Below are 21,718 nucleotides of genomic sequence, written 5' to 3'. Positions count from 1 at the left end.
CGCGGTATACAGGATAGTTCTTTCCTTATTATATAAAAAAGGGGGCTGTTATGTTGAAAAGGACCATGTTATTTTGGGCGCAATATATTCTTGTTTTGCCTATATTATTTCTTACCTTTATGTTTACTGGTTTCGTTGGCAGTCAGTTAATGATAGGTGCTGATAAACAACATTTTATTTTTACGCCTCAAAATGCAACAGAATATAGTCAAATTAGGGAAATTGATAAATTGCTATTTGCTTTTTCAATTCAACCAATTGTCACTATAGTATTTCTTCTATCGATTGTGTACGTACTGACACTTATTGTCTTTCAAATTATTGAATGTAAGAAGGAAAAAAAGATATTACATAGTTTATAATATATGGTTCTCATACCGATTTTTTTTTACTTGTGGTTAGGAATAATGCAATTTTCCACAGTTGATTTAACTTGGATAGATAATTGGCAAGAGCACCTTATATTCACTCCTACTACTATAACGAATGAGCAAGATATATATATGATTGATAAGTTTTTATACAAATTTCGAATGTTACCTATTCCAAGTACAGTATTAATACTATCTTTCTTATATTTATTAATACTTATCGTGATTGATAGTATACGCTTACTAAAAAAGTTTCTTGTAAGAACTAGTCATTAGAAAAGGATAATTGTTTGAAGGTATAACAATTATTTGTCATTACTCATTTCCATACAGGTAGAAATAACCTTACGCGTAGTAAGGGTTTTTTTGAAACTACAGATTGACACTTTCTGTAGTTTCTTCTTTTTTATAATATATAACCGTTAAGTTATAATCTGTGCGTGGTGTCTAAATTATTCTCATGTCTTGTCGAATATTGAAAGATTATCATAGCATAATAATGAAGGAATTCTAGCGAATGATATGGAAACTTTAATAAATACATCTCCATATGTCGTATCTACCATTTCCTCTTTCATTTAAGCAATGATACAGTAGAGGTAGTAATTAGAGTAAAGGGGTAAAGTGTAGAATGGATTTTCAAACGATCAAAGAGTATTTTTCACCAGAAAATATGGATCATATTGTTGAAAGTTATCGTGCGTTCGGACCGCTTCTCGGTATTGGCTTACCGATGATAGAGGCGCTTATTCCGGCATTGCCACTCATTGTGTTTGTGTTGGCGAATGCTGTTGCATTTGGTTTTTGGTTCGGTTTTCTTTATTCATGGATTGGGTCAGTAATTGGTGCAATGCTTGTATTTTTCATTATTCGTAGCTTTGGAAGAAGTCGTTTCTTTTCTTTTGTAAATAAGCATGAGAGAGTGCGAAAAGCGATGGGATGGATTGAAAGAAAAGGGTTCGCGCCAATCTTTGTTATATTTTGTTTTCCGTTCACACCATCTGCGCTTATAAATGTTGTAGCTGGTTTATCTCGCATTAGTGTAAAACAGTTTGGACTAGCATTAGCATTTGGAAAGCTTGTTATGATCTTTATTTTAACGTATATCGGTCATGATTTAGTGTCATTTATTCATAAGCCGGTGAAATCGGTTATTGTGGGCGTTGTTATTTTTATTTTATGGTATGTCGGTAAAAAAATTGAAGTAAAGTTAGAACTACATTAGGAAAAGTCTTCTTTGTCCCGCATTAACGGGCAGTAAAACTCCCACCAAAAAATTCGACTGAAGTAAAGAAGTTAGGTGGGAGATCAAACTGCCCGTAAATGCCCGATTGGTTCAACTAATAATCGGTGGGGGATGAACAAAACCCCCACCGATTAAGTTTCACTTTATAAATACAAGCTTCATCATTAAAGGGCGAGGGGAGAAGCGAATGAAGAAAACTTTGAAAAAAGAAGGGCTAGAGTGGGTAAGAACAATTTTAATTGGTGTACTATTAGCTGTATTTTTTCGAACGTTTTTCTTTTCAACGTACGTTGTAGAGGGGAAGTCAATGATGCCGACATTGCAAGATGGAAATATGCTCGTTGTAAATAAGGTGAGTTATCAAGTAGGGGACTTGAATCGATTTGATGTCGTCGTTTTTCATGCGAATAAAAAAGAGGACTATGTAAAGCGAATTATCGGTTTACCTGGGGATCATATCGAATATAAGCATGATAAATTATATATAAACGGACAATTCGTGGATGAACCTTATTTAGAGACGTATAAGAAAGAGACAAATGGACGGCAATTAACAGGCGATTTTAAACTAGAAGAGTTAACGAAAGAAAAGTTTGTACCACCCGGTTCTATTTTTGTAGTTGGTGACAACCGCCTTGGTAGCTGGGATAGTAGGCACTTCGGCTTTGTGAAAGCTGATACAGTTGTCGGTAAAGTTGATTTACGATATTGGCCGATTCAAGAGGTACAAACGAATTTCTCAAAAGGCTGATATAATAAAATGAAGTATAAGGAAAAGACAAACGAGTATGTTTGTCTTTTTTATCGTCCTATAATACAATTGTGATAGCAAACTAACGTTCGTTATGTAAGTGAAAGGTGGGGTTTCATGTCACTTCGATTTGTGATTGGTAGAGCTGGAAGTGGAAAAAGTACACTTTGTTTACACGAAGTGCAAGAAGAGTTAAAACAGCGCCCAAGAGGGAAAACAATATTATATCTTGTGCCAGAACAGATGACATTCCAAACGCAGCAGGCGTTAATTGGGAGTGAAGATGTAAGAGGTTCTATTCGGGCACAAGTTTTTAGTTTTTCGCGATTAGCGTGGAAGGTGCTGCAAGAAGTTGGCGGAGCGAGTCGTCTTCATATTGATGAAGCTGGTGTACATATGTTGCTTCGTAAAATTGTAGAATCTCGTAAAGATGGACTATCTGTGTTTCAAAAAGCAGCGGAGCAAAACGGTTTCTTTGAACATCTTGGTAGTATGATTGCTGAGTTTAAACGTTACAATGTGACGCCGTCTAACGTATATGAAATGTGGCAACAATTAGACACGCATAGCAGTAGTGCAGAGCAAAAGCTACTAGCGAATAAAGTGTATGATTTACAGTTACTATATGATGATTTTGAACGTGCTTTAATCGGAAAGTATTTAGATTCAGAAGACTACTTACAATTATTAATTGAGAAGCTTTCAGACTCTGAGTATGTAAAAGGCGCGGAAATTTATATAGATGGATTCCATTCATTTTCTCCTCAAGAGCTAGAAATCGTTAGAGGGCTAATGAAATTAGGAACAAGAGTAACAATAACATTAACGATAGATGAAAAAACGTTAGCGCAGCCAGTGAATGAACTAGATTTATTTTATGAAACGACGTTAACGTATGAACGAATAAAACAAGTAGCGCGTGAAGAGAAAATAGAAATTGAAAAAACAATTCCACTTATGGAACAACCGCGTTTTCATTCTCCAGCATTAGCTCATTTAGAAACGCATTATGAAGCGCGTCCGAATGAAAAGTATCATGGTGAAGCGAGTGTAACAATTAGTACAGCAGCTAATTTACGAGCTGAAGTAGAAGGTGTAGCTCGTGAAATTAGAAGACTTGTGGCGGATGAAGACTATCGTTACCGAGATATCGCAGTCCTTCTTCGTAACGGAGAAAGTTATTACGACGTAATGCGAACGTTATTTACGGATTATAATATCCCGCATTTCATCGATGAAAAACGCCCAATGTCACATCATCCGCTAGTAGAATGTATTCGTTCTGCACTCGAGATTATTAGCGGGAATTGGCGTTATGATGCAGTATTTCGCTGCGTGAAAACAGAGCTTTTATATCCATTAGATGTAAGAAAAGAAGCGATGCGCGAAGAGATGGATGAGTTTGAAAACTACTGTTTAGCGTACGGTGTACAAGGGAAGAGATGGACTTCTGAAGATCCGTGGATGTATCGTCGTTATCGTTCTCTTGATGATGCGAGCGAAATGATAACAGACAGTGAGCGTGAAATGGAAGAGAGAATAAATCGACTTCGCGACGTTGTAAGAACGCCAATTATTCGTATGCAAAAAAGACTGAAGCGTGCTGGAACAGTTATGCAAATGTGCGAAGCGGTATATTTATTTTTAGAGGAGCTTGACGTTCCGAAAAAACTAGAAGAATTACGTGTTCGTGCAGAAGAAAATGGAGATTTCTTATTTGCGACAGACCATGAGCAAGTATGGGAAGAAGTGATGAATCTTCTTGATACGTTCGTTGAGATGCTTGGCGAAGAGAAGATGTCCCTTTCAATGTTTACGGAGGTTATGTCGACAGGTCTTGAGGCACTTCAATTTGCGAATATTCCGCCGTCACTAGATCAAGTGTTAGTTGCTAACATTGATCATTCTAGATTATCAGATATTAAAGCGACGTTCATTATTGGAGTAAATGAAGGAGTGATTCCAGCAGCGCCTATGGATGAAGGTATGCTTTCTGATGAGGAAAGAAATGTTCTCACCGCTGCAGGTATCGAATTAGCACCAACGACGAGACAAACTTTATTAGAAGAACAGTTCGTTATGTATCAAATGGTGACGAGAGCATCTGAGAAGTTATACATTTCCTGTCCACTTGCGGATGAAGAAGGAAAGACGTTACTTGCTTCTAGTTTTATTAAAAAAATAAAAAGAATGTTCCCTGATGTGAAAGAATCGTTTATTACGAATGATGTAAATGACTTATCGCGTTCGGAACAAATCTCATATGTAGCAACGCCAGAAGTAACGTTGTCTTATGTCATGCAGCAACTGCAAACGTGGAAGCGATACGGATTTGAAGGGAATTTAGACTTTTGGTGGGACGTATATAACTTCTACGTTACTTCAGATGAATGGAAGCAAAAAAGTAGCCGTGTGTTATCAAGTTTATTCTACCGAAATCGTGCACAGAAACTAAGTACAGATGTAAGTAGGGATTTATATGGAGATACAATTAAGGGAAGCGTTTCTCGTATGGAACTATTTAATCGCTGTGCGTACGCTCATTTTGCCCAGCACGGTTTATCGCTAAGAGAGCGTGATATTTTCAAACTTGATGCGCCAGATATCGGTGAATTATTCCATGCAGCGCTGAAGAGAATTGCAGACAAGCTATTACGTGAAAATCGGACTTGGGCGGATTTATCAATAAAAGAGTGTGAACACCTTTCTGCTTTAGTAATAGAAGAAATTGCACCGTTATTACAAAGACAAATTTTATTAAGTTCGAACCGTCATTTCTATTTAAAGCAAAAACTACAACAAATCATTTTCCGTACGTCACTTATTCTTCGTGAACATGCGAAGTCGAGTGGATTTGTACCAGTTGATTTAGAAGTACCGTTCGGTATGGGCGGGACTGGATCGCTTCCGCCGATGGAATTTGCGTTGCCAAATGGTGTGAAGATGGAAGTAGTTGGCCGTATTGACCGTGTTGATAAGGCGGAAGATGAGAGTGGTACGTTCCTTCGTATTATTGATTATAAATCAAGTTCGAAAGCGTTAGATTTAACAGAAGTGTATTACGGACTCGCACTTCAAATGTTAACGTATTTAGATGTTGTTACTTCAAATGCACATACGTGGATGAAAAAGGGCAGTACTGCATCACCGGCGGGTGTATTGTATTTCCATATTCATAACCCGATTGTTGAGATGAAAGGCGATGCATCTGAAGAAGAAATTGAGAAAGAAATTTTAAAGAAATTTAAAATGAAAGGTCTCGTACTAGGAGATGCTGACGTTGTGCGTTTAATGGATAATAAACTTTCAACAGGAAGCTCTGATATTATTTCTGCTGGTCTGAAAAAAGATGGTAGTTTTAGTGCGCGTTCTAGCATTGCAAGTGAACAAGAGTTTAACGTACTTCAAAAATATGTACACCACTCGTTTGAAAATATCGGAAAAGACATTACAGAAGGTGTTATCGATATTGCTCCTTACAAAAAGGGGAATAAAGCGGCATGTACGTTCTGTAACTTCAAATCTGTTTGTCAATTTGATGAATCACTTGAAGATAACCAATTCCGTACGTTAAAAGATATGAAAGATAGCGAAGCGATGGAGAAAATTAGAGAGGAGGTTGGCGGAGAATGATAGAAAATTGGCCTCAGAAACCAGAAGGTAGTCAATGGACAGATGACCAGTGGAAAGCGGTTGTAGCGAACGGACGTGATATTTTAGTCGCAGCGGCAGCTGGATCAGGGAAAACAGCGGTATTAGTTGAACGTATTATTAAAAAGATTATAAGTGAGGAAAATCCAGTCGATGTCGACCGCCTGCTCGTTGTAACATTTACGAATGCAGCAGCGCAAGAAATGAAAAATCGAATTGGGGAAGCGTTAGAAAAAGTATTAATTGATGGGCCAGGTTCACAGCATATAAGAAAGCAGCTTAGCTTATTAAATAAAGCTTCCATTTCTACAATTCATTCATTTTGTTTACAAGTTATTAGAGGATATTATTACATGCTTGATGTCGATCCTCGTTTTCGTATTGCGAACCAAACGGAAAATGAGTTATTAAAAGAAGAAGTGCTAGATGACATATTAGAAGAAGAATATGGAATCGAAGATAATAGTATTTTCTTTGAACTAGTTGATCGTTATACGAGTGACCGTAGTGACGATGACTTACAACGAATGATTTTAGCGCTTCATACAGAATCAAGAGCGCATCCAAACCCGGAGAAGTGGCTTGATAAATTAGTAGAAGCATACGACGTTGAAGGAAAGACGATTGAAGATTTAGTGTACGCTTCTTACTTATTAGAAGATGTGAAGTTTCAGCTTGAAACAGCGGAAAAGCATATTCGTAAGGCGACTGAACTCGCAATGCTTCCTGATGGTCCAGCGCCTCGCGTTGAAACTTTACAAGCGGATTTAGCTTTACTTGGAACGTTATCCTCAGCAGCGAGTGGATCGTGGACAAGCGTTTATGAAGCGATGCAAAATGTATCGTGGCAAACGTTAAAGCGTATTAAAAAAAGTGATTACAACGAAGATGTTGTAAAACAAGTAGATTCTCTTCGTAATAAAGCGAAAGATGAAGTGAAGAAATTACAAGAAGAGCTATTTAGCCGCAGACCCGAAAGTTTCTTACGAGATTTTCAAGATATGCATCCTGTATTAGAAAAACTCGTGAAGCTTGTAAAAGTATTTACAGAGCGTTTCCAAGCGATTAAGCGAGATAAAGGAATGGTCGATTTCACAGATTTAGAGCATTTCTGTTTGCAAATTTTAAGCGAGCAAAGTGAAGGCGGTGAAATGAAGCCGTCAGCAGTAGCGCTTCAATATCGTAATAAATTTGCGGAAGTACTAGTTGATGAATATCAAGATACGAACTTCGTACAAGAATCAATTATTAAATTCGTAACGAAAGATTCTGAGAGTGAAGGAAACTTGTTCATGGTTGGTGACGTAAAACAGTCAATCTATCGTTTCCGACTAGCAGAGCCTGGTTTATTCTTAGGAAAATATAAACGTTTCACACAAGAAGGATCGGGCGGCGGAATGAAGATTGACTTAGCGAAAAACTTCCGTAGCCGTCATGAAGTGCTAGCAGGTACGAACTTTATTTTCAAACAAATTATGGGCGAAGAAGTCGGCGAAATCGATTATGATGCTGACGCTGAATTAAAGCTAGGTGCTAGCTATCCAGAAGGTGAAGATGTAGCGGCAGAGCTATTATGTATTCAGCAAACTGAGGAAGAAGTGCAAGACGGTGAAGAAGGTGCCGAAGTAGAAAAAGCGCAGCTTGAAGCTCGTCTTATGGCGCAGCGTATTAAAGCAATGGTCGATTCAGGCTATGCAGTGTATGATCGTAAAACTGATAGTATGCGCCCAGTGCAATATCGTGATTTCGTTATTTTGCTTCGCTCCATGCCATGGGCGCCGCAAATTATGGAAGAGTTAAAACTACAAGGAATTCCGGTATATGCTGACCTTGCGACTGGTTACTTTGAAGCGACAGAAGTAAATATTATGATGAACGTATTCCGCGTCATTGATAACCCGATGCAAGATATTCCGCTTGCAGCTGTACTTCGTTCACCGATCGTTGGACTAAATGACGAAGAACTTGCGACGCTTCGTGCTCATGGAAAGAAAGGCTCGTTTTATGAAGTGATGAGCTCATTCTTAAAGGGAGCGCCGCTTGAAGAAGAACAAGAATTGCATGATAAATTAGAGTGGTTTTATAACTTACTGCAAGGGTGGCGTGAATTTGCGCGTCAACAATCTCTTTCTGATTTAATTTGGAAAGTGTACGGTGAGACAGGCTATTACGACTTTGTCGGCGGTTTACCAGCCGGAAAGCAAAGGCAGGCAAACTTACGCGTACTATATGACCGTGCAAGACAATATGAAGCAACATCGTTTAGAGGATTATTCCGCTTCTTGCGCTTTATTGAGCGTATTTTAGAACGCGGAGATGATATGGGAACGGCGAGAGCCCTCGGAGAACAAGAAGATGTTGTTCGCATTATGACGATTCATAAAAGTAAAGGGCTAGAGTTCCCAGTCGTATTTGTAGCTGGACTTGGTCGCCGTTTTAATACACAAGATTTAATGAAGCGTTTCTTACTTCATAAAGATTTCGGTTTCGGTTCACAATTTATCGATCCTCGTAAACGAATTAAATATACGACATTATCGCAACTAGCGATTAAGCGTAAAATGAAGATGGAATTAATTGCGGAAGAAATGCGCGTACTATACGTAGCGTTAACACGTGCAAAAGAGAAGTTGATTTTAATTGGAACAGTTAAAGATGCAAATAAAGAAATGGAAAAATGGCTCGATGCAAGAGAGCATAGTGAATGGTTATTACCAGACCATATACGCGCTGGAGCGTCTTGCTACTTAGACTGGATTGCACCTTCCTTATATAGACACCGTGATAGTGAAAGGCTTCTTGAATTAGGACAAGGAAATATTCCAGGCGAAATTTATGAATATAGTGCTAGCTGGAAAGTAGAAGTTGTTGAAGGAAAAGATTTACTTGCGCCAGAACCAGTTCAAGAAGAGAAACAAGAGTTATTAGAAGCGCTTCGCGATAAAAAAGCTGTTCCGTTAGAAAGTGAACGGAAAGAAGAAGTGTACGACAGATTAATGTGGGAATACGGGTATGCGGACGCGACATCTCACCGTGCGAAACAGTCTGTTACAGAAATAAAGAGAAATTATCAATCTGAAGAAGGTAGCGATAACGCCTTTATTAAAAAACTTCGTGCACCAATTAAAACACGTCCGCGCTTTATGGAGAAAAAAGGGCTAACATACGCAGAGCGAGGGACAGCAGTCCATGCCGTTATGCAGCATGTAGATTTGAAGAAACCAATTACGATCGAAGTTCTTCAAGAACAAATTGCAAGAATGGTAAATAAAGAACTATTAACATTTGAACAAGCTGAAGAAATAGCGATTGAAAAGGTAATTTCATTCTTTGACAGTGACTTAGGTAAAAGGGTATTAGCAGCAAAAAGTGTTGAGCGCGAAGTACCATTTACGATGATGCTTTCAGCAGAAGAAGCGTATCAAGATTGGCAAGGGAAGAAAGGCGAATCAATACTTGTCCAAGGGGTTATCGACTGCATGATCGAAGAGGAAGATGGAATTACTTTAATCGACTTTAAAACAGATACGATTGAAGGAAAGTTCCCAGGCGGATTTGATCAAGCGAAACCAATTTTAGAAGACCGATACAAAGTACAGCTTTCACTATATGCAAAAGCACTCGAGAAAAGCTTAAAACATCCTGTGAAAGAGAAATGTTTATATTTCTTTGATGGAAATCATGTTGTAAATATTGACGAATAGAGCTTAGAAAGGGGTTATGGATTATGGCGACGTTAAGAACTTGTGATCAAGGCCACGAGTACTACAAAAGTAGCGATTGTCCAACTTGCCCAACCTGTGAGAAAGAGAGAAAGCCAAAAGAAGGCTTTCTTTCTCTTCTTTCAGCACCAGCAAGGCGAGCGTTAGAGCACCATGGAATAACGACTGAAGCAGAACTTTCAAAGTATAGTGAAAAAGAAACTTTGAAACTGCACGGTATAGGACCAGCATCTTTACCTAAATTGAGAGCGGCTTTAGAAGATAAGGGATTATCATTTAAATAAAAAAACTAATCATTAGCGGGGAGTAGCATCTTCATTAATGATTAGTTTTTATAATCGGTATTAATTAGCTAGATAAACGCGTATAACGAAATCCCATTTTGAAAATCGTAAATCGATGGACAAAACGCTTTAAAAGATGGAGTTATGAAGTATAGAGAACTTGATAAAGAAGATAAGCGAATTGATTATAATATTGAGGAAGGAAGTGCAACACGATGGATTTTGAAACAGTAATGCAAGAGCTTGAAACTCTCGGCAAGGAACGAACTAAAAAAATATACATATCCAATGGTGCAAAGGAGCCACTTTTTGGAGTAGCTACAGGTGCTATGAAACCAATCGCGAAGAAAATAAAAATCAATCAAAGTTTAGCTGAAGAGCTTTATGCTACAGGTAACTATGATGCGATGTACTTTGCAGGCATTATTGCAAATCCAAAAACTATGAACGAATCGGATTTTGATCGTTGGATGGATGGGGCGTACTTTTATATGCTGTCCGATTATGTGGTGGCAGTAACTTTATCAGAATCAGATTTTGCACAAGACGTTGCTGATAAATGGATTGCAAGTGGTGACGAACTAAGAATGTCAGCGGGATGGAGTTGCTACTGCTGGCTTTTAGGGAATCGAAAAGACCATGAATTTTCCGAAAGTAAGATTACCAATATGCTAGAAGTTGTGAAAAATACAATTCACGATGCGCCAGAACGAACGAAATCCGCTATGAATAATTTTCTAAACACTGTGGGGATTTCATATGTGCCGCTACATGAAAAGGCAGTTGAAACTGCAAAGGAAGTAGGCATAGTGGAGCTAAAACGGGACAACAAGAAAAGCAGTTTTCTAAACGCTTACGAAAGTATTCATAAAGGACTTGATAGAGGAAGACTGGGGTTCAAACGTAAATATGTAAGGTGTTAAAAAACAGAAGGAAAAGCATTAGCTCTATACAAGAAGAGCTAATGCTTTTTTTACGCTGTTCCAATTTGATCTTGGTCTGCAACGTCCGAATCGAATGTATTTGTTGCACTAACGCCGCTAAAAGTGTTAACGACAAATCCGACATTGGAAGCCCCAGATCCGTTATAAGCTTTCGTATTTTCTTTCGGAGACACGTTATAAAAATCTCCTAAGTTGAAAGAGCCGTTACTGTTTTGAACGACGAGATTTCCTACAACCGAAGGCATACCATCCACCTACTTTACTAAGCTTTTTAATTACTATATGAATTATTTAGAGGAAGGTTCATCAGTAATAAATTGGCGGATTTGTAGCGTACGAGAATTATTAAAAACATAGTCAACATTGCCGATTTGGAAGCACGCGGAATTTAAAAGGGTTCGCAAGTGAACATCATTTACTTCAATAAAAGGGCACTCATTTACAATATTCATTTTTACATCTGTTGTTCGCTTTGGAATTGTAATGTATTCATCTGTAAAGATTTCAAACGCATCAAAACGACCTTCACCTTTTATATAACAAGGGATTTCTCGATGAACGATAAGTGCTCTATTTTTTAATTCTATTTGATTAGAATCCCCGGCCTGGAAGACAGCTGCAACCCCCATAGAAACGATAGAAACATTTTGTACAATTGAAGTATGACGGAGCATAATTTTTCCTCTCCTCAACCTGGAGTCGGAGGGACATCTGTTACTAATGGTACAAATGGTCCCTCTGTAACAGATTCGAATGGCGTATCAAGAATAGAAGAAAGGATGAGAAGGTTTGCATCTCCAATTAAAAATAATGCGGAAGAAGAAACCCCGTTCATTTTAATCTGGCCTACTTTTAACTCGCGGTTTACAACATTTAAATTCATACATACTCACTCCTTTCGGAAATTGCCCGGTATGTGTTGAATAAAGGAAAGGAACGCCTTGTCAATATCTTGTTTCATCGCTTGAATAATGATGTCTCGTAAATAATCGGGATCTGTGGAAATACCCTCATACGATTGAACTTGTGATAAATAATATGGAAGTCTATGTTCCATCTGTTTTTTTATGTCATCCACCATCATTTGTCGATACATCTCATCAAGCGGCGTTCTCTCTTCTTGTTCAAAATGGAGAATTCGACTATATGCTTCTTCATCTAAATAGCGATGCATTTCTTGGAGGATACCTTGATAAAAGTCTGGATTTGTTTCTGTTTCAGGATTTACTTTTAATGTTTCTGTATCCACTTGAAAATCTTCAATTTGTTGCCCTTTTGTTGAAAATGGATTCAAGCCAATATTTAAAGTGCCGTTTAAATTTTCTACTTTTAATTGATCGAATTTATATTCCACTTTTCCTATAGAAGAGGAGGGACGACTTTTTAACTCATTAAGCTCTTCTTGTAGTAGGCGAACTTGCTCTTCAAGGTTTAGAATAGTTTGCTGCTGTATTTGGAGAGCTTGTTGAAGTTGGTGTAGGTAAGTATATATATCTTGATTCATTTGTGAAACCTCCTTTTCAATAGGGAGGGGAAATATATTCCTGCTATATATTTATGACAAGGATACCTTAAGAAGAACTAGTTGATGGTTTGATGGAAATAATTTGTCCTTTCGCATGTAAAGGGCGAAGCGGTTCTGTAAATCCGCCAGAATTTGAGAATTTAGAAAGAGCCTTAATACTACCTGCAGTTCCAATTTGAAAAACGGAAGAGGTCGTAATGCTATCGATTTTAATGCTGTTAATGATGATACTTTGGTTCACATAAAAATTCAATGCAATCGCCCCCTTTAGTTCGAACCAATTATTGCTTGATCAATTACATCTGAATCATTGACGGTCGTTGAGCTTTGATAATTGTAGACAGAGACGTTATCCCCAACATTAAATGAACCGGCTCCGGCAAAAGCGCGTGAATAACTAATAGGCCTAATCGCAAATACATCTCCAATATGAAAAATACCACTTGATCCAATGTTAACGATACGAATATGTCCGACCATAGCTGGCATACAAAACACCTTTCGTTTTTAAAATTTTCTTTTCTACTATTGTATGGGCGTTTTCAATAAAATGTGTATTTTTTCGAAATAAAAGAAACACATACGTTATTGCGTATGTGTTTCGAACATTTGAGTATGTGTGCAATCTGTATGTATAGGCCAAACAACATTTAAGAGCCTGTCCAATTCCTGGCTACAATCTACTGTTTTTTGAGAAGTCATTCCGTAGCGTTCAGCAAAATAGATCATTTTTTCGCGTTTTTTTTCGATAGCTTGCTCAAACATTGAAATCGGCTCCATCTCTCAATAAATTTTATGTATATATGTAGTACATATTATACAAAAATCCCATAAAAAAGAAACATCTTCGCTAAAAAAAGTATAATTTCTACATTTTATGTCAAATAACGGATGAGGAACAAATGTAAGAATGGTTGAATATTGTAAAAATTAGCGTGTGTAAGAAGGTTTTTTTCTTAAGGATGCGAATACAATTATAGGGTATGAGTTTTAGGATGGAGAGTGGAAATGTTGCGTTTTGTAACGGCGAAGAAAGAAGAAAAAGTATTTGTAGGTATTGTGGATGAAGAGGAAGAAAAGGTATTACATTTAAGAGAAGCGCAAAGACAAAAAGGGGAAAAGGTTACTATCCCGATTACCATGTTAGAGTGTATTGAAAGAGGAAGCGAATGTCTTGAGAAAGTGTACGATATTGTAAATTGGGCGAAGGAAAATGCGGGATCGGCGTATTATCCGTTAGCAGAGGTGAAAATATTAGCACCGATTCCAAGGCCGAGAAAAAATATTCTTTGTGTTGGAAAGAACTATCGTGAGCATGCGGTAGAAATGGGCGGAGTAGAGTCTATCCCTGAAAATATAATGATTTTTACAAAGGCGCCAACAACAGTGATTGGAATTGATGAGCAAATTAATGGTCACCCTCACGCGACGAATGAACTTGATTACGAAGGTGAACTAGCAATCGTTATCGGTAAGCGAGGGAAACAAATAAAAATAGAAAAAGCTCTTGATCATGTTTTTGGATATACAGTTATAAATGATGTAACTGCTCGGGATATTCAAAGAAAACATAAACAATTTTTCCTAGGGAAAAGTTTCGATACATTTTGTCCGATGGGACCGTATTTAATTCATAAATCGATGGTTAGAACGCCGAATGCATTACACATTGAAACAGTGGTAAATGGAGAAGTAAGGCAAACTTCAAATACGAGAGAAATGATTTTTTCAGTAGAAGAAATTATTTCAACTATAAGTAAAGGCATGACATTAGAGCCAGGAGATATCATTGCAACAGGGACACCAGCTGGTGTTGGTAAAGGTTTTACACCACCGAAGTTTTTACATGCTGGTGATGAAGTTGTTATTACAGTAGAGGGAATTGGTACGTTAAGAAATATAGTGAAATGAAAAAAGAGCTATCTTGTGAAAAGATAGCTCTTTTCTATGGGCGTGGATTAACGGAGTAATCTATGATGGCGAAAATATACAATCCGATTAATGCTAAAGTACAAATTCCAATTAGCATAACTGCAAGTGCGCTTCTCTCACGGCCAAAACCGATAATTGTAAGGAAAACAGCAGCCCAAAATGATGTTTTGAGTAGTGTGAATGTATTAGGAGTTGAATAATGACTGAGTAAAGTTGTAGATAATATGAAGCCGATGAATGTCATAGAAATAAAAATTGTAGCTAAATTATTAATGTGTTTACCGTATTTCAATAGCATACAGTTACCCCCTTTTTAATAAAAACAGAATATTCAATTTTATTTTACGGTAAACTACTAAAAAAAGAAAGAGGTTGTCCTATATTTAGGACAACCTCACTATGATTAAGATAGTACAGCTTTAATTTTTTGGAACGCCCACTCTAAATCTTCTTCAGAGATTACTAGAGGTGGTGCAATACGAATTACGTTTTCGTGTGTTTCTTTACATAATAGACCAGCTGCTTTTAGTTGTTCACAGTAAGGACGAGCTGGCTCGTTTAATTCGATACCGATGAATAAACCTTTACCGCGAATGTCAGTAATCATTGGGTTATCAATTTCTTTTAATTGCCCAACTAGTTTTTCTCCTAATTGAAGAGAACGCTCTGTTAATTTTTCTTCTTCTAATACTTCAAGAGCTGCAATAGAAACAGCACATGCAAGTGGGTTACCACCGAATGTAGAACCGTGAGAACCTGGCTCGAATACACCTAAAATGTCGCTGTTTGCTGCAACACAAGAGATTGGGAATACGCCGCCGCCAAGTGCTTTACCAAGTATGTACATGTCAGGAGTTACATTGTCCCAGTCGCAAGCAAATACTTTACCCGTACGGCCTAAGCCTGTTTGGATTTCATCTGCTACGAATAAAACGTTTTCTTTTTTACATACTTCAAAAGCTTCTTGTAAGAAACCAGCTGGTGGAATGTTAATTCCTGCTTCACCTTGGATTGGCTCTAAAATGAATGCAGCTGTATTTGGTGTAATCGCAGCTTTTAACGCTTCTAAATCACCATAAGGAATTACAATAATGCCAGGAAGCATTGGACCGAAGCCGCGCTTGTACTCTTCGTTTGATGACATAGAAACAGCACCCATTGTACGTCCGTGGAAGTTATCTTCACAAACGATGATTTCTGCACGGTTTGCTTCTACCTTTTTCACATCATAAGCCCAGCGACGAGCTGTTTTAATTGCAGTTTCAACAGCTTCTGCACCTGTATTCATAGGAAGTACCATATTTTTATTTGTTAGTTTCGCAACTTTTTCGTACCAAGGACCTAATTGATCGCTATGGAAAGCACGAGAAGTTAACGTCACTCGATTAGCTTGGTCAATTAAAGCGTTAATGATTTTTGGATGACGATGACCTTGGTTTACTGCAGAATATGCACTTAATAAGTCCATATAGCGGTTTCCTTCAGGATCTTCTACCCAAACGCCTTCTGCTTTAGAAATAACGATTGGAAGTGGATGGTAGTTATTTGCCCCGTATGTGTCTGTAAGTTCGATAATATCCTTAGTTTGAATCATGATTGTTCCCCCTTTTGTTATTACAAGAAGTTTGTAAATACTCTAAATATTATAGCATTTAAATATAAAAAAGCGAAACATTTCCTGAAAATATATGAACATGTTATCATATAGAGTGAAAAAGTGTGAAAAAGAGGAGGCAGGGATACGATGGTACATATGCATATTACAGCATGGGCGTTAGGATTAATTTTATTCTTCGTTGCGTATTCACTTTATTCAGCAGGAAGAAAAGGTAAAGGTGTACATATGGGGCTTCGCCTTATGTATATCATCATTATTGTGACAGGCGTTTGGTTATACTTAGATCAAACTATAGTCGATAAGATCTATCACATGTGGTACGGTCTAAAAATGCTAGCTGGTATATTAGTAATCGCTGGAATGGAAATGGTTCTTGTGAAAATGAGCAAGAACAAAGCAACAGGGGCATTTTGGGGATTATTTATTGTTGCGCTAGTAGCGGTATTTTACCTTGGACTGAAATTACCGATTGGTTGGCAAGTATTCTAATAAAAAATAAAACCACCTTATGATCTCAAATATTTGGGAGATAAGGTGGTTTTTATTTTATGTCGCATCAATATGCAACTCTTCTCCGTTTACTTTCGTAAATCGCAAAATATTTTTATTAGAGGAAGAGTGGCGTACAAAATGATGCTGCAATGTACAAATCATTTCGTCGTTATCGAATAAAAGAATATTTACTCCTTCGCATGCTTCCTCTTTTGGCAAGAAGGATAAATAATTATGACAATACATGCAATCATATAAAGAGTAATTAAGTGATTGCAATGATTCGGTTAATAATGTAAAGACAGAGTCAGGTAATTCCTCAAGCCATTCATTATAGCTAAGAAGTAATTTTTTTCGAATTCGTATCATTTCCCCGTTTTGGAGAGAATGTTGTTCATTTGCAATTTGTAATATGTCTTGTTCATAAAAACGAGCTGGTAGCCAATTGTTGTTATATAAAATTTCAAAACCATCTTCAGCAATATCTTCTAATAGAAAAGCCTCATCATTTTCATCATCAAAGAATACCCATTCTTTGTTTATATATTCTACATTACCGACTGTATGAGCGCGCGGTTGGTTATACAAAATGTGTTTGCGTTGTATCATAGTTCATTTCTCCTTTTATAGAAATAGTTATTCTTGTTATGGACAGTTCGTACGTTCTTTATAACTAGACACACCTAAAGATAGATGGGCATACAATAAAACACGCTTTACACTGTGAAACTGCTATTCCATATGTGGATAGTTAGTTATCGTCAAGTTTGTTGTTTTTATGTATCCGCACTCATAGGGTGGGGATTACTGCACGTTCGGAAACAGATATTAGATTAGGAAGGATGATTCTTATGTGCGGGATTACAGGATGGGTGGATTATAAACGCTCATTAGAAGGGGAAAGGGACATCGTGACGAAGATGGCGGAAACGCTAGCGAAACGCGGTCCAGATGATAATAAAGTTTGGATTAAAGGGAACGTCGCATTTGGGCATAAACGGTTAATCGTTGTAGATCCTGAAGGTGGTAAACAACCCATGACTTGTTTAAAAGACGAAACGAGTTATGCGATTTGCTATAACGGAGAGCTCTACAATACAGAAGATATTCGCAAAGAGTTATTAAGAAGAGGTTATACATTTAAAGGGCATTCCGATACAGAAGTACTATTGGCATCTTATATTGAATGGAAAGAAGAATGTGTCGATCATTTAAACGGTATATATGCGTTTGCAGTATGGGATGAGAAAAATGAACGAGTCTTTATTGCCAGAGATAGATTAGGTGTAAAACCGCTTTTTTATAAATATGATAGCGGACGATTATTATTTGGTTCAGAGTTAAAAGCGATACTAGCGCATCCAGATGTGAAGGCGGAAGTAACGTTAGAAGGGTTGTCAGAAATATTTGGGCTCGGACCATCTAGAACGCCTGGTCACGGTATATATGCTGGTATTCAAGAACTGCGTCCGGGTCATGCAATGACGTTCTCAAAAGACGGTTTATGCATATGGAGATATTGGAATGTAGAAAGTAAAAAACATGAAGATTCATTTGAAGAAACAGTAGAGAAAACTCGTTTTTTATTACAAGATGCGATTACGAGACAATTAGTTTCTGACGTACCACTATGTACTTTTTTATCAGGAGGTGTAGATTCAAGTGCTATAACAGCAATTGCCGCGAAAGAGTATGAAAGATCAGGGAAAGGTCAATTGCACACGTATTCTGTTGACTATGAAGATAACGACAAATATTTTAAAGCGAATGCGTTTCAGCCAAATTCAGATGCACCATTTATTAATTTAATGACAGAGACATTTCAAACAATTCATCATCGCTGCGTCATTTCTAATGAACAACTAGCGCAGTATTTAACAGAAGCAGTACTCGTTCGCGATTTGCCTGGTATGGCAGATATTGATTCTTCATTATTATGGTTTTGCCGTGAAATAAAACAAGATTTTGTCGTCGGTTTATCTGGAGAATGTGCAGATGAAATATTCGGCGGTTATCCGTGGTTTTATAGAGAAGATGATTTACAATCAAGTGCATTTCCATGGATGCGTTCTACAGAAGCGCGTGAACAACTTCTGAAGAAAGAATGGAGAAATAAATTAAATTTACAACAATATGTACAACAACGCTATGAAGAATCCATTCAAGAAGTTCCTATTTTAGAGGGAGAAAGCCCATTAGAAGCGAAGAGACGACAATTATTTTATTTAAACATGGTATGGTTTATGACAACATTATTAGACAGAAAAGACCGTATGAGTATGGGGGCAAGCTTAGAAGTACGCGTTCCATTTGCGGACCACCGACTTGTCGAATATGCGTGGAATATTCCTTGGGAAATGAAAATGTATAAAAACCGCGAAAAAGGTCTATTGCGTAAGGCTTTAGAAGGATTACTTCCAAATGATATATTGTATAGAAAGAAAAGTCCGTATCCGAAAACGCATAACCCGCACTATACGAAAGCAGTCACAGTATGGCTCCAAGATTTATTAACGGATAAAGGCTCAATTTTGCATGAATTGTTCGATAAGGAGCAATTGAGCGGATTGATCCAGTCTGGCGGCAGTGCATTTCAAAAACCATGGTTTGGTCAATTAATGACTGGGCCGCAGCTTTTAGCTCATTTAGCGCAAATTCATGTTTGGTTTAAAGAGTATGGGGTAAATATTAAGGAATAGGGAAAGAGCGGCTTATATTTATGTGAGCCGCTCTTTTTCTTAAATAAATTGTCATATAAAATTCGAAATCATATTAGAAACAATACTTATTTAGAATTATTATTTTGACGTACTTATTATTGCTTGTTATAATTGGAAACAAATGTTCTTGAAAAAGATTCTCATTTCCAAAATTGAGGTGCTATATAGATGACGAAGAAGAAAATAGGTTTGCTTGTAATGGCATATGGAACACCGGAGTCATTAGATGATGTAGAAGCTTATTATACTCACATTCGTCATGGCCGTAAGCCATCTGAAGAAGCGCTCCAAAATTTAATCGGACGGTATAAAGCAATTGGTGGAATTTCACCGCTTGGGAAAATAATGAAAGAGCAGGCGCATAAATTAACAGATTCAATGAATAAAATGTTTACAGAGTATGAATTTGTTTGTTACTTAGGTTTAAAACACATTGCTCGATTTAGGAGTTTTATCCCGCATTAACGGGCAGTAAAACTGCCACCTCAAAATTCAGCTGGAGCAAAGAAGTTAGGTGGGAGATCAACTGCCCGTAAATGCCCGATTGGTTCAACTAATAATCAGTGTGGGATGAACACCCCCCACTGATTAAAGTTTCACTTTATATGACACCGATTATGAATGTAAAGTTGTAACTGATGAATTAAATGCCGCATATTTTAGACTAAATATGCCCAATTCACAATCTGTATTTATTGATTGTTTAGCTGAAATTGTTTCCAAAAAAATGAAGGAAATAGTTGACAAGGATTTAATTTTGAATAATAATTAGTTTATAATAATTTTAAATAAATAATAATTACTATGAGGGAAAGAGGAGGATCACCCTTGATGAATCCAAATAAGCGCTTAACAACAAACCAAGGTGCTCCAGTTGGAGATAACCAAAACTCTCGTACAGCTGGTCGCCGTGGACCGGTATTGTTAGAAGACTATCATTTAGTAGAAAAACTTGCTCACTTTGATCGTGAACGTATTCCTGAGCGTGTTGTGCATGCACGTGGTGCAGGTGCTCACGGTGTATTCGTAACGAAAAACAGCATGCAGCAATATACGAAAGCAGCGTTTTTACAAAATGAAGGAACTGAAACACCTGTATTCGTTCGTTTCTCAACGGTTATTCATGGTCAAGGTTCTCCAGAGACAGCTCGTGATCCGCGTGGGTTCGCTGTTAAATTTTATACAGGAGAAGGAAACTACGATATCGTAGGTAACCATTTACCGGTTTTCTTCATTCGTGACGCAATTAAATTCCCTGACATGGTGCATTCTTTAAAGCCAGCACCTGATACAAATGTTCAAACGCCAGATCGTTACTGGGATTTCATGACGTTAACTCCAGAATCTACACATATGATGACATGGGTATTTTCTGATTATGGTACACCGGCAAACTACCGTGAAATGGAAGGTTTCGGCGTACATTCATTTAAATGGATTAATGCAGAAGGTAAAATCGTTTACATTAAATATCATTGGAAGCCACAGCAGGGTGTGCGTAACTTAAGTGCAAAAGAAGTCGAGCAAGTGCAAGGAAAAGACTTCAATCATGCAACTCGTGACTTGTTCGATGCAATCGAAAAAGGAAACTATCCGAAATGGGATTTACACGTACAAGTAATGCAACTAGATGAAACGGATTCTTTAGATTTCGATCCACTAGATCCGACGAAAGTATGGCCGGAAGATCGCTTCCCATTAATTGAAGTAGGGGCAATGACGTTAAATCGTAACCCGAAAAACTTCTTTGCGGAAGTAGAACAAGCGGCGTTTACTCCAAGTGCAACTGTAAATGGTATTGAACCATCTGAAGATAAATTATTACAAGGTCGTTTATTCTCTTACCCAGATACGCAGCGTTATCGCCTTGGTGCAAACTATTTACAAATTCCTGTAAACTGCCCATACGCTGCTGTTCGTAATCAACAACGTGATGGTGCGATGCAAGTGGATCAAAACCCATCTACAATAAACTACGAACCGAGCCGTCATACTGAAAATCCAGTTGAGGATCCAACTTACCGCGATTCAACTATGAAAGTAGAAGGCTACGTATCTCGTGAAAAAATTGACAAACCAAATGATTTCAAGCAAGCGGGTGAGCGTTACCGTTCATTCTCTAAAGAAGAGCAAGACAACTTAATTGCGAACTTAACAAACGACTTAAAAGGCGTAAATGAGCAAACGAAATTACTAGCTATTTGCAACTTCTTCCGCGCAGATCATGACTACGGAATGCGTTTAGCAGGGGCGTTAAATGTTGATATTACGCAGTATGTAGGGAATGTTCCGAAGTAAATAGGAAAAGACGACTGTTAAACGGTCGTCTTTTTTGTGTAAAATCATGCAGGGTATTTTGCGTTTTAGCTATGTCGGAATTCGTCGGTAAATCGATATATTGAAAGAAACGATCGATAAATTTATGGGAATACAGGATGGGGTGTGCTAATCAGTGCGATAAA

The 21,718-nt window shown here is 37.6% G+C and carries 20 protein-coding genes and 2 pseudogenes; 12 read left to right on the top strand and 10 right to left on the bottom strand.

All coding sequences use genetic code 11. The annotated features are described in order from the left end of the window. The first annotated feature begins 50 nt into the window (after window positions 1-50). The 7 genes and pseudogenes from JFU18_RS09785 (at window position 51) to JFU18_RS09755 (ending at window position 10,948) form a co-directional block, all read left to right on the top strand. Window positions 51-647 (top strand): annotated as a pseudogene (locus JFU18_RS09785) (DUF4306 domain-containing protein). Between the two features lie 355 nt (window positions 648-1,002). Further along, window positions 1,003-1,596 (top strand): TVP38/TMEM64 family protein, encoded by a 594-nt coding sequence (locus JFU18_RS09780; protein WP_002011278.1) that lies wholly within the window; start codon window positions 1,003-1,005, stop codon window positions 1,594-1,596. Between the two features lie 208 nt (window positions 1,597-1,804). After that, window positions 1,805-2,368 carry a signal peptidase I gene (gene lepB, locus JFU18_RS09775; protein ID WP_002011277.1) on the top strand — a complete coding sequence of 188 codons (564 nt, stop codon included), beginning with the start codon at window positions 1,805-1,807 and terminating at the stop codon, window positions 2,366-2,368. Between the two features lie 117 nt (window positions 2,369-2,485). After that, complete coding sequence (gene addB / locus JFU18_RS09770; protein ID WP_201032669.1) at window positions 2,486-6,001, top strand: helicase-exonuclease AddAB subunit AddB; 3,516 nt, start codon at window positions 2,486-2,488, stop codon at window positions 5,999-6,001. Next, window positions 5,998-9,723 (top strand): helicase-exonuclease AddAB subunit AddA, encoded by a 3,726-nt coding sequence (addA, locus tag JFU18_RS09765; protein WP_201034847.1) that lies wholly within the window; start codon window positions 5,998-6,000, stop codon window positions 9,721-9,723. Before addB ends, addA begins: the two co-directional genes overlap by 4 nt. Window positions 9,724-9,746: 23 nt before the next feature. Then, window positions 9,747-10,025 carry an RNA polymerase alpha subunit C-terminal domain-containing protein gene (locus JFU18_RS09760; protein WP_201034848.1) on the top strand — a complete coding sequence of 93 codons (279 nt, stop codon included), beginning with the start codon at window positions 9,747-9,749 and terminating at the stop codon, window positions 10,023-10,025. Between the two features lie 215 nt (window positions 10,026-10,240). Next, a complete protein-coding gene (locus JFU18_RS09755) occupies window positions 10,241-10,948 on the top strand; it encodes a DNA alkylation repair protein (RefSeq protein ID WP_002030297.1) in 708 nt (235 codons plus the stop codon). A 50-nt stretch (window positions 10,949-10,998) separates the two neighbouring features. On the opposite strand, the gene gerPF is transcribed toward JFU18_RS09755, so the two are convergent. From gerPF to JFU18_RS09720, 7 genes are all read right to left on the bottom strand, one after another. Then, window positions 10,999-11,214, bottom strand: a complete 216-nt coding sequence (gerPF, locus tag JFU18_RS09750; protein WP_001141570.1) for a spore germination protein GerPF — start codon at window positions 11,212-11,214, stop codon at window positions 10,999-11,001. A gap of 42 nt (window positions 11,215-11,256) precedes the next feature. Next, the gene (locus JFU18_RS09745) at window positions 11,257-11,643 is read right to left on the bottom strand and encodes a spore germination protein GerPE (protein ID WP_002030295.1); all 387 of its coding nucleotides are present in this window, start codon (window positions 11,641-11,643) and stop codon (window positions 11,257-11,259) included. A 14-nt stretch (window positions 11,644-11,657) separates the two neighbouring features. Further along, the gene (gene gerPD, locus JFU18_RS09740; protein ID WP_001052805.1) at window positions 11,658-11,852 is read right to left on the bottom strand and encodes a spore germination protein GerPD; all 195 of its coding nucleotides are present in this window, start codon (window positions 11,850-11,852) and stop codon (window positions 11,658-11,660) included. Between the two features lie 6 nt (window positions 11,853-11,858). Further along, window positions 11,859-12,473 (bottom strand): spore germination protein GerPC, encoded by a 615-nt coding sequence (gene gerPC, locus JFU18_RS09735; protein WP_001070757.1) that lies wholly within the window; start codon window positions 12,471-12,473, stop codon window positions 11,859-11,861. Window positions 12,474-12,540: 67 nt separating this feature from the next. Further along, window positions 12,541-12,747, bottom strand: coding sequence for a spore germination protein GerPB (gene gerPB, locus JFU18_RS09730; protein ID WP_001012505.1), 207 nt, complete (start codon window positions 12,745-12,747; stop codon window positions 12,541-12,543). Between the two features lie 14 nt (window positions 12,748-12,761). Next, window positions 12,762-12,983, bottom strand: coding sequence for a spore germination protein GerPA (gene gerPA, locus JFU18_RS09725; protein ID WP_001111190.1), 222 nt, complete (start codon window positions 12,981-12,983; stop codon window positions 12,762-12,764). 96 nt (window positions 12,984-13,079) lie between these two features. After that, the gene (locus JFU18_RS09720) at window positions 13,080-13,259 is read right to left on the bottom strand and encodes an aspartyl-phosphate phosphatase Spo0E family protein (RefSeq protein WP_002087032.1); all 180 of its coding nucleotides are present in this window, start codon (window positions 13,257-13,259) and stop codon (window positions 13,080-13,082) included. Between the two features lie 243 nt (window positions 13,260-13,502). On the opposite strand from JFU18_RS09720, the gene JFU18_RS09715 reads away from it, so the two are divergent. Beyond that, complete coding sequence (locus JFU18_RS09715) at window positions 13,503-14,405, top strand: fumarylacetoacetate hydrolase family protein (protein ID WP_002125896.1); 903 nt, start codon at window positions 13,503-13,505, stop codon at window positions 14,403-14,405. 34 nt (window positions 14,406-14,439) lie between these two features. Here the strand turns inward: JFU18_RS09715 and JFU18_RS09710 are convergent, their stop codons facing one another. After that, complete coding sequence (locus JFU18_RS09710) at window positions 14,440-14,724, bottom strand: hypothetical protein (protein ID WP_000925332.1); 285 nt, start codon at window positions 14,722-14,724, stop codon at window positions 14,440-14,442. Between the two features lie 105 nt (window positions 14,725-14,829). Beyond that, window positions 14,830-16,020, bottom strand: a complete 1,191-nt coding sequence (gene rocD / locus JFU18_RS09705; protein WP_000616665.1) for an ornithine aminotransferase — start codon at window positions 16,018-16,020, stop codon at window positions 14,830-14,832. Between the two features lie 150 nt (window positions 16,021-16,170). On the opposite strand from rocD, the gene JFU18_RS09700 reads away from it, so the two are divergent. Beyond that, window positions 16,171-16,533 (top strand): YisL family protein, encoded by a 363-nt coding sequence (locus tag JFU18_RS09700; protein WP_002186436.1) that lies wholly within the window; start codon window positions 16,171-16,173, stop codon window positions 16,531-16,533. Window positions 16,534-16,590: 57 nt separating this feature from the next. Here the strand turns inward: JFU18_RS09700 and JFU18_RS09695 are convergent, their stop codons facing one another. Continuing rightward, the gene (locus JFU18_RS09695; RefSeq protein WP_002140810.1) at window positions 16,591-17,145 is read right to left on the bottom strand and encodes a DUF2777 domain-containing protein; all 555 of its coding nucleotides are present in this window, start codon (window positions 17,143-17,145) and stop codon (window positions 16,591-16,593) included. Between the two features lie 242 nt (window positions 17,146-17,387). Between JFU18_RS09695 and asnB the strand changes: the two genes are divergently transcribed. The 3 genes and pseudogenes from asnB to katB all read left to right on the top strand — a co-directional run bounded on the left by asnB (window position 17,388) and on the right by katB (window position 21,554). Beyond that, complete coding sequence (gene asnB / locus JFU18_RS09690) at window positions 17,388-19,235, top strand: asparagine synthase (glutamine-hydrolyzing) (protein WP_016119809.1); 1,848 nt, start codon at window positions 17,388-17,390, stop codon at window positions 19,233-19,235. A gap of 189 nt (window positions 19,236-19,424) precedes the next feature. Then, a pseudogene (locus JFU18_RS30485) lies at window positions 19,425-20,028 on the top strand (ferrochelatase). Between the two features lie 59 nt (window positions 20,029-20,087). Beyond that, on the top strand, window positions 20,088-21,554 hold the full coding sequence (katB, locus tag JFU18_RS09675; RefSeq protein ID WP_201034976.1) for a catalase KatB: 1,467 nt from the start codon (window positions 20,088-20,090) through the stop codon (window positions 21,552-21,554). Window positions 21,555-21,718: the final 164 nt, after the last annotated feature.

Source organism: Bacillus sp. TH22, from assembly GCF_016651015.1.
Classification (GTDB): Bacteria; Bacillota; Bacilli; order Bacillales; family Bacillaceae_G; genus Bacillus_A; species Bacillus_A mycoides.
This window is presented reverse-complemented; position numbering and strand designations above follow the sequence as displayed.

What these genes read in the sequence shown, in the direction of transcription:
- lepB (WP_002011277.1), top strand. Translation starts at nt 1,805, where the DNA reads ATGAAGAAAACTTTGAAAAAAGAAGGGCTAGAGTGGGTAAGAACAATT.
- gerPA (WP_001111190.1), bottom strand. Translation starts at nt 12,983, where the DNA reads ATGCCAGCTATGGTCGGACATATTCGTATCGTTAACATTGGATCAAGT.
- gerPF (WP_001141570.1), bottom strand. Translation starts at nt 11,214, where the DNA reads ATGCCTTCGGTTGTAGGAAATCTCGTCGTTCAAAACAGTAACGGCTCT.
- JFU18_RS09745 (WP_002030295.1), bottom strand. Translation starts at nt 11,643, where the DNA reads ATGCTCCGTCATACTTCAATTGTACAAAATGTTTCTATCGTTTCTATG.
- gerPD (WP_001052805.1), bottom strand. Translation starts at nt 11,852, where the DNA reads ATGAATTTAAATGTTGTAAACCGCGAGTTAAAAGTAGGCCAGATTAAA.
- JFU18_RS09720 (WP_002087032.1), bottom strand. Translation starts at nt 13,259, where the DNA reads ATGTTTGAGCAAGCTATCGAAAAAAAACGCGAAAAAATGATCTATTTT.
- JFU18_RS09760 (WP_201034848.1), top strand. Translation starts at nt 9,747, where the DNA reads ATGGCGACGTTAAGAACTTGTGATCAAGGCCACGAGTACTACAAAAGT.
- rocD (WP_000616665.1), bottom strand. Translation starts at nt 16,020, where the DNA reads ATGATTCAAACTAAGGATATTATCGAACTTACAGACACATACGGGGCA.
- JFU18_RS09755 (WP_002030297.1), top strand. Translation starts at nt 10,241, where the DNA reads ATGGATTTTGAAACAGTAATGCAAGAGCTTGAAACTCTCGGCAAGGAA.
- JFU18_RS09710 (WP_000925332.1), bottom strand. Translation starts at nt 14,724, where the DNA reads ATGCTATTGAAATACGGTAAACACATTAATAATTTAGCTACAATTTTT.
- JFU18_RS09715 (WP_002125896.1), top strand. Translation starts at nt 13,503, where the DNA reads ATGTTGCGTTTTGTAACGGCGAAGAAAGAAGAAAAAGTATTTGTAGGT.
- JFU18_RS09695 (WP_002140810.1), bottom strand. Translation starts at nt 17,145, where the DNA reads ATGATACAACGCAAACACATTTTGTATAACCAACCGCGCGCTCATACA.
- katB (WP_201034976.1), top strand. Translation starts at nt 20,088, where the DNA reads ATGAATCCAAATAAGCGCTTAACAACAAACCAAGGTGCTCCAGTTGGA.
- JFU18_RS09780 (WP_002011278.1), top strand. Translation starts at nt 1,003, where the DNA reads ATGGATTTTCAAACGATCAAAGAGTATTTTTCACCAGAAAATATGGAT.
- JFU18_RS09700 (WP_002186436.1), top strand. Translation starts at nt 16,171, where the DNA reads ATGGTACATATGCATATTACAGCATGGGCGTTAGGATTAATTTTATTC.
- gerPC (WP_001070757.1), bottom strand. Translation starts at nt 12,473, where the DNA reads ATGAATCAAGATATATATACTTACCTACACCAACTTCAACAAGCTCTC.
- addA (WP_201034847.1), top strand. Translation starts at nt 5,998, where the DNA reads ATGATAGAAAATTGGCCTCAGAAACCAGAAGGTAGTCAATGGACAGAT.
- asnB (WP_016119809.1), top strand. Translation starts at nt 17,388, where the DNA reads ATGTGCGGGATTACAGGATGGGTGGATTATAAACGCTCATTAGAAGGG.
- addB (WP_201032669.1), top strand. Translation starts at nt 2,486, where the DNA reads ATGTCACTTCGATTTGTGATTGGTAGAGCTGGAAGTGGAAAAAGTACA.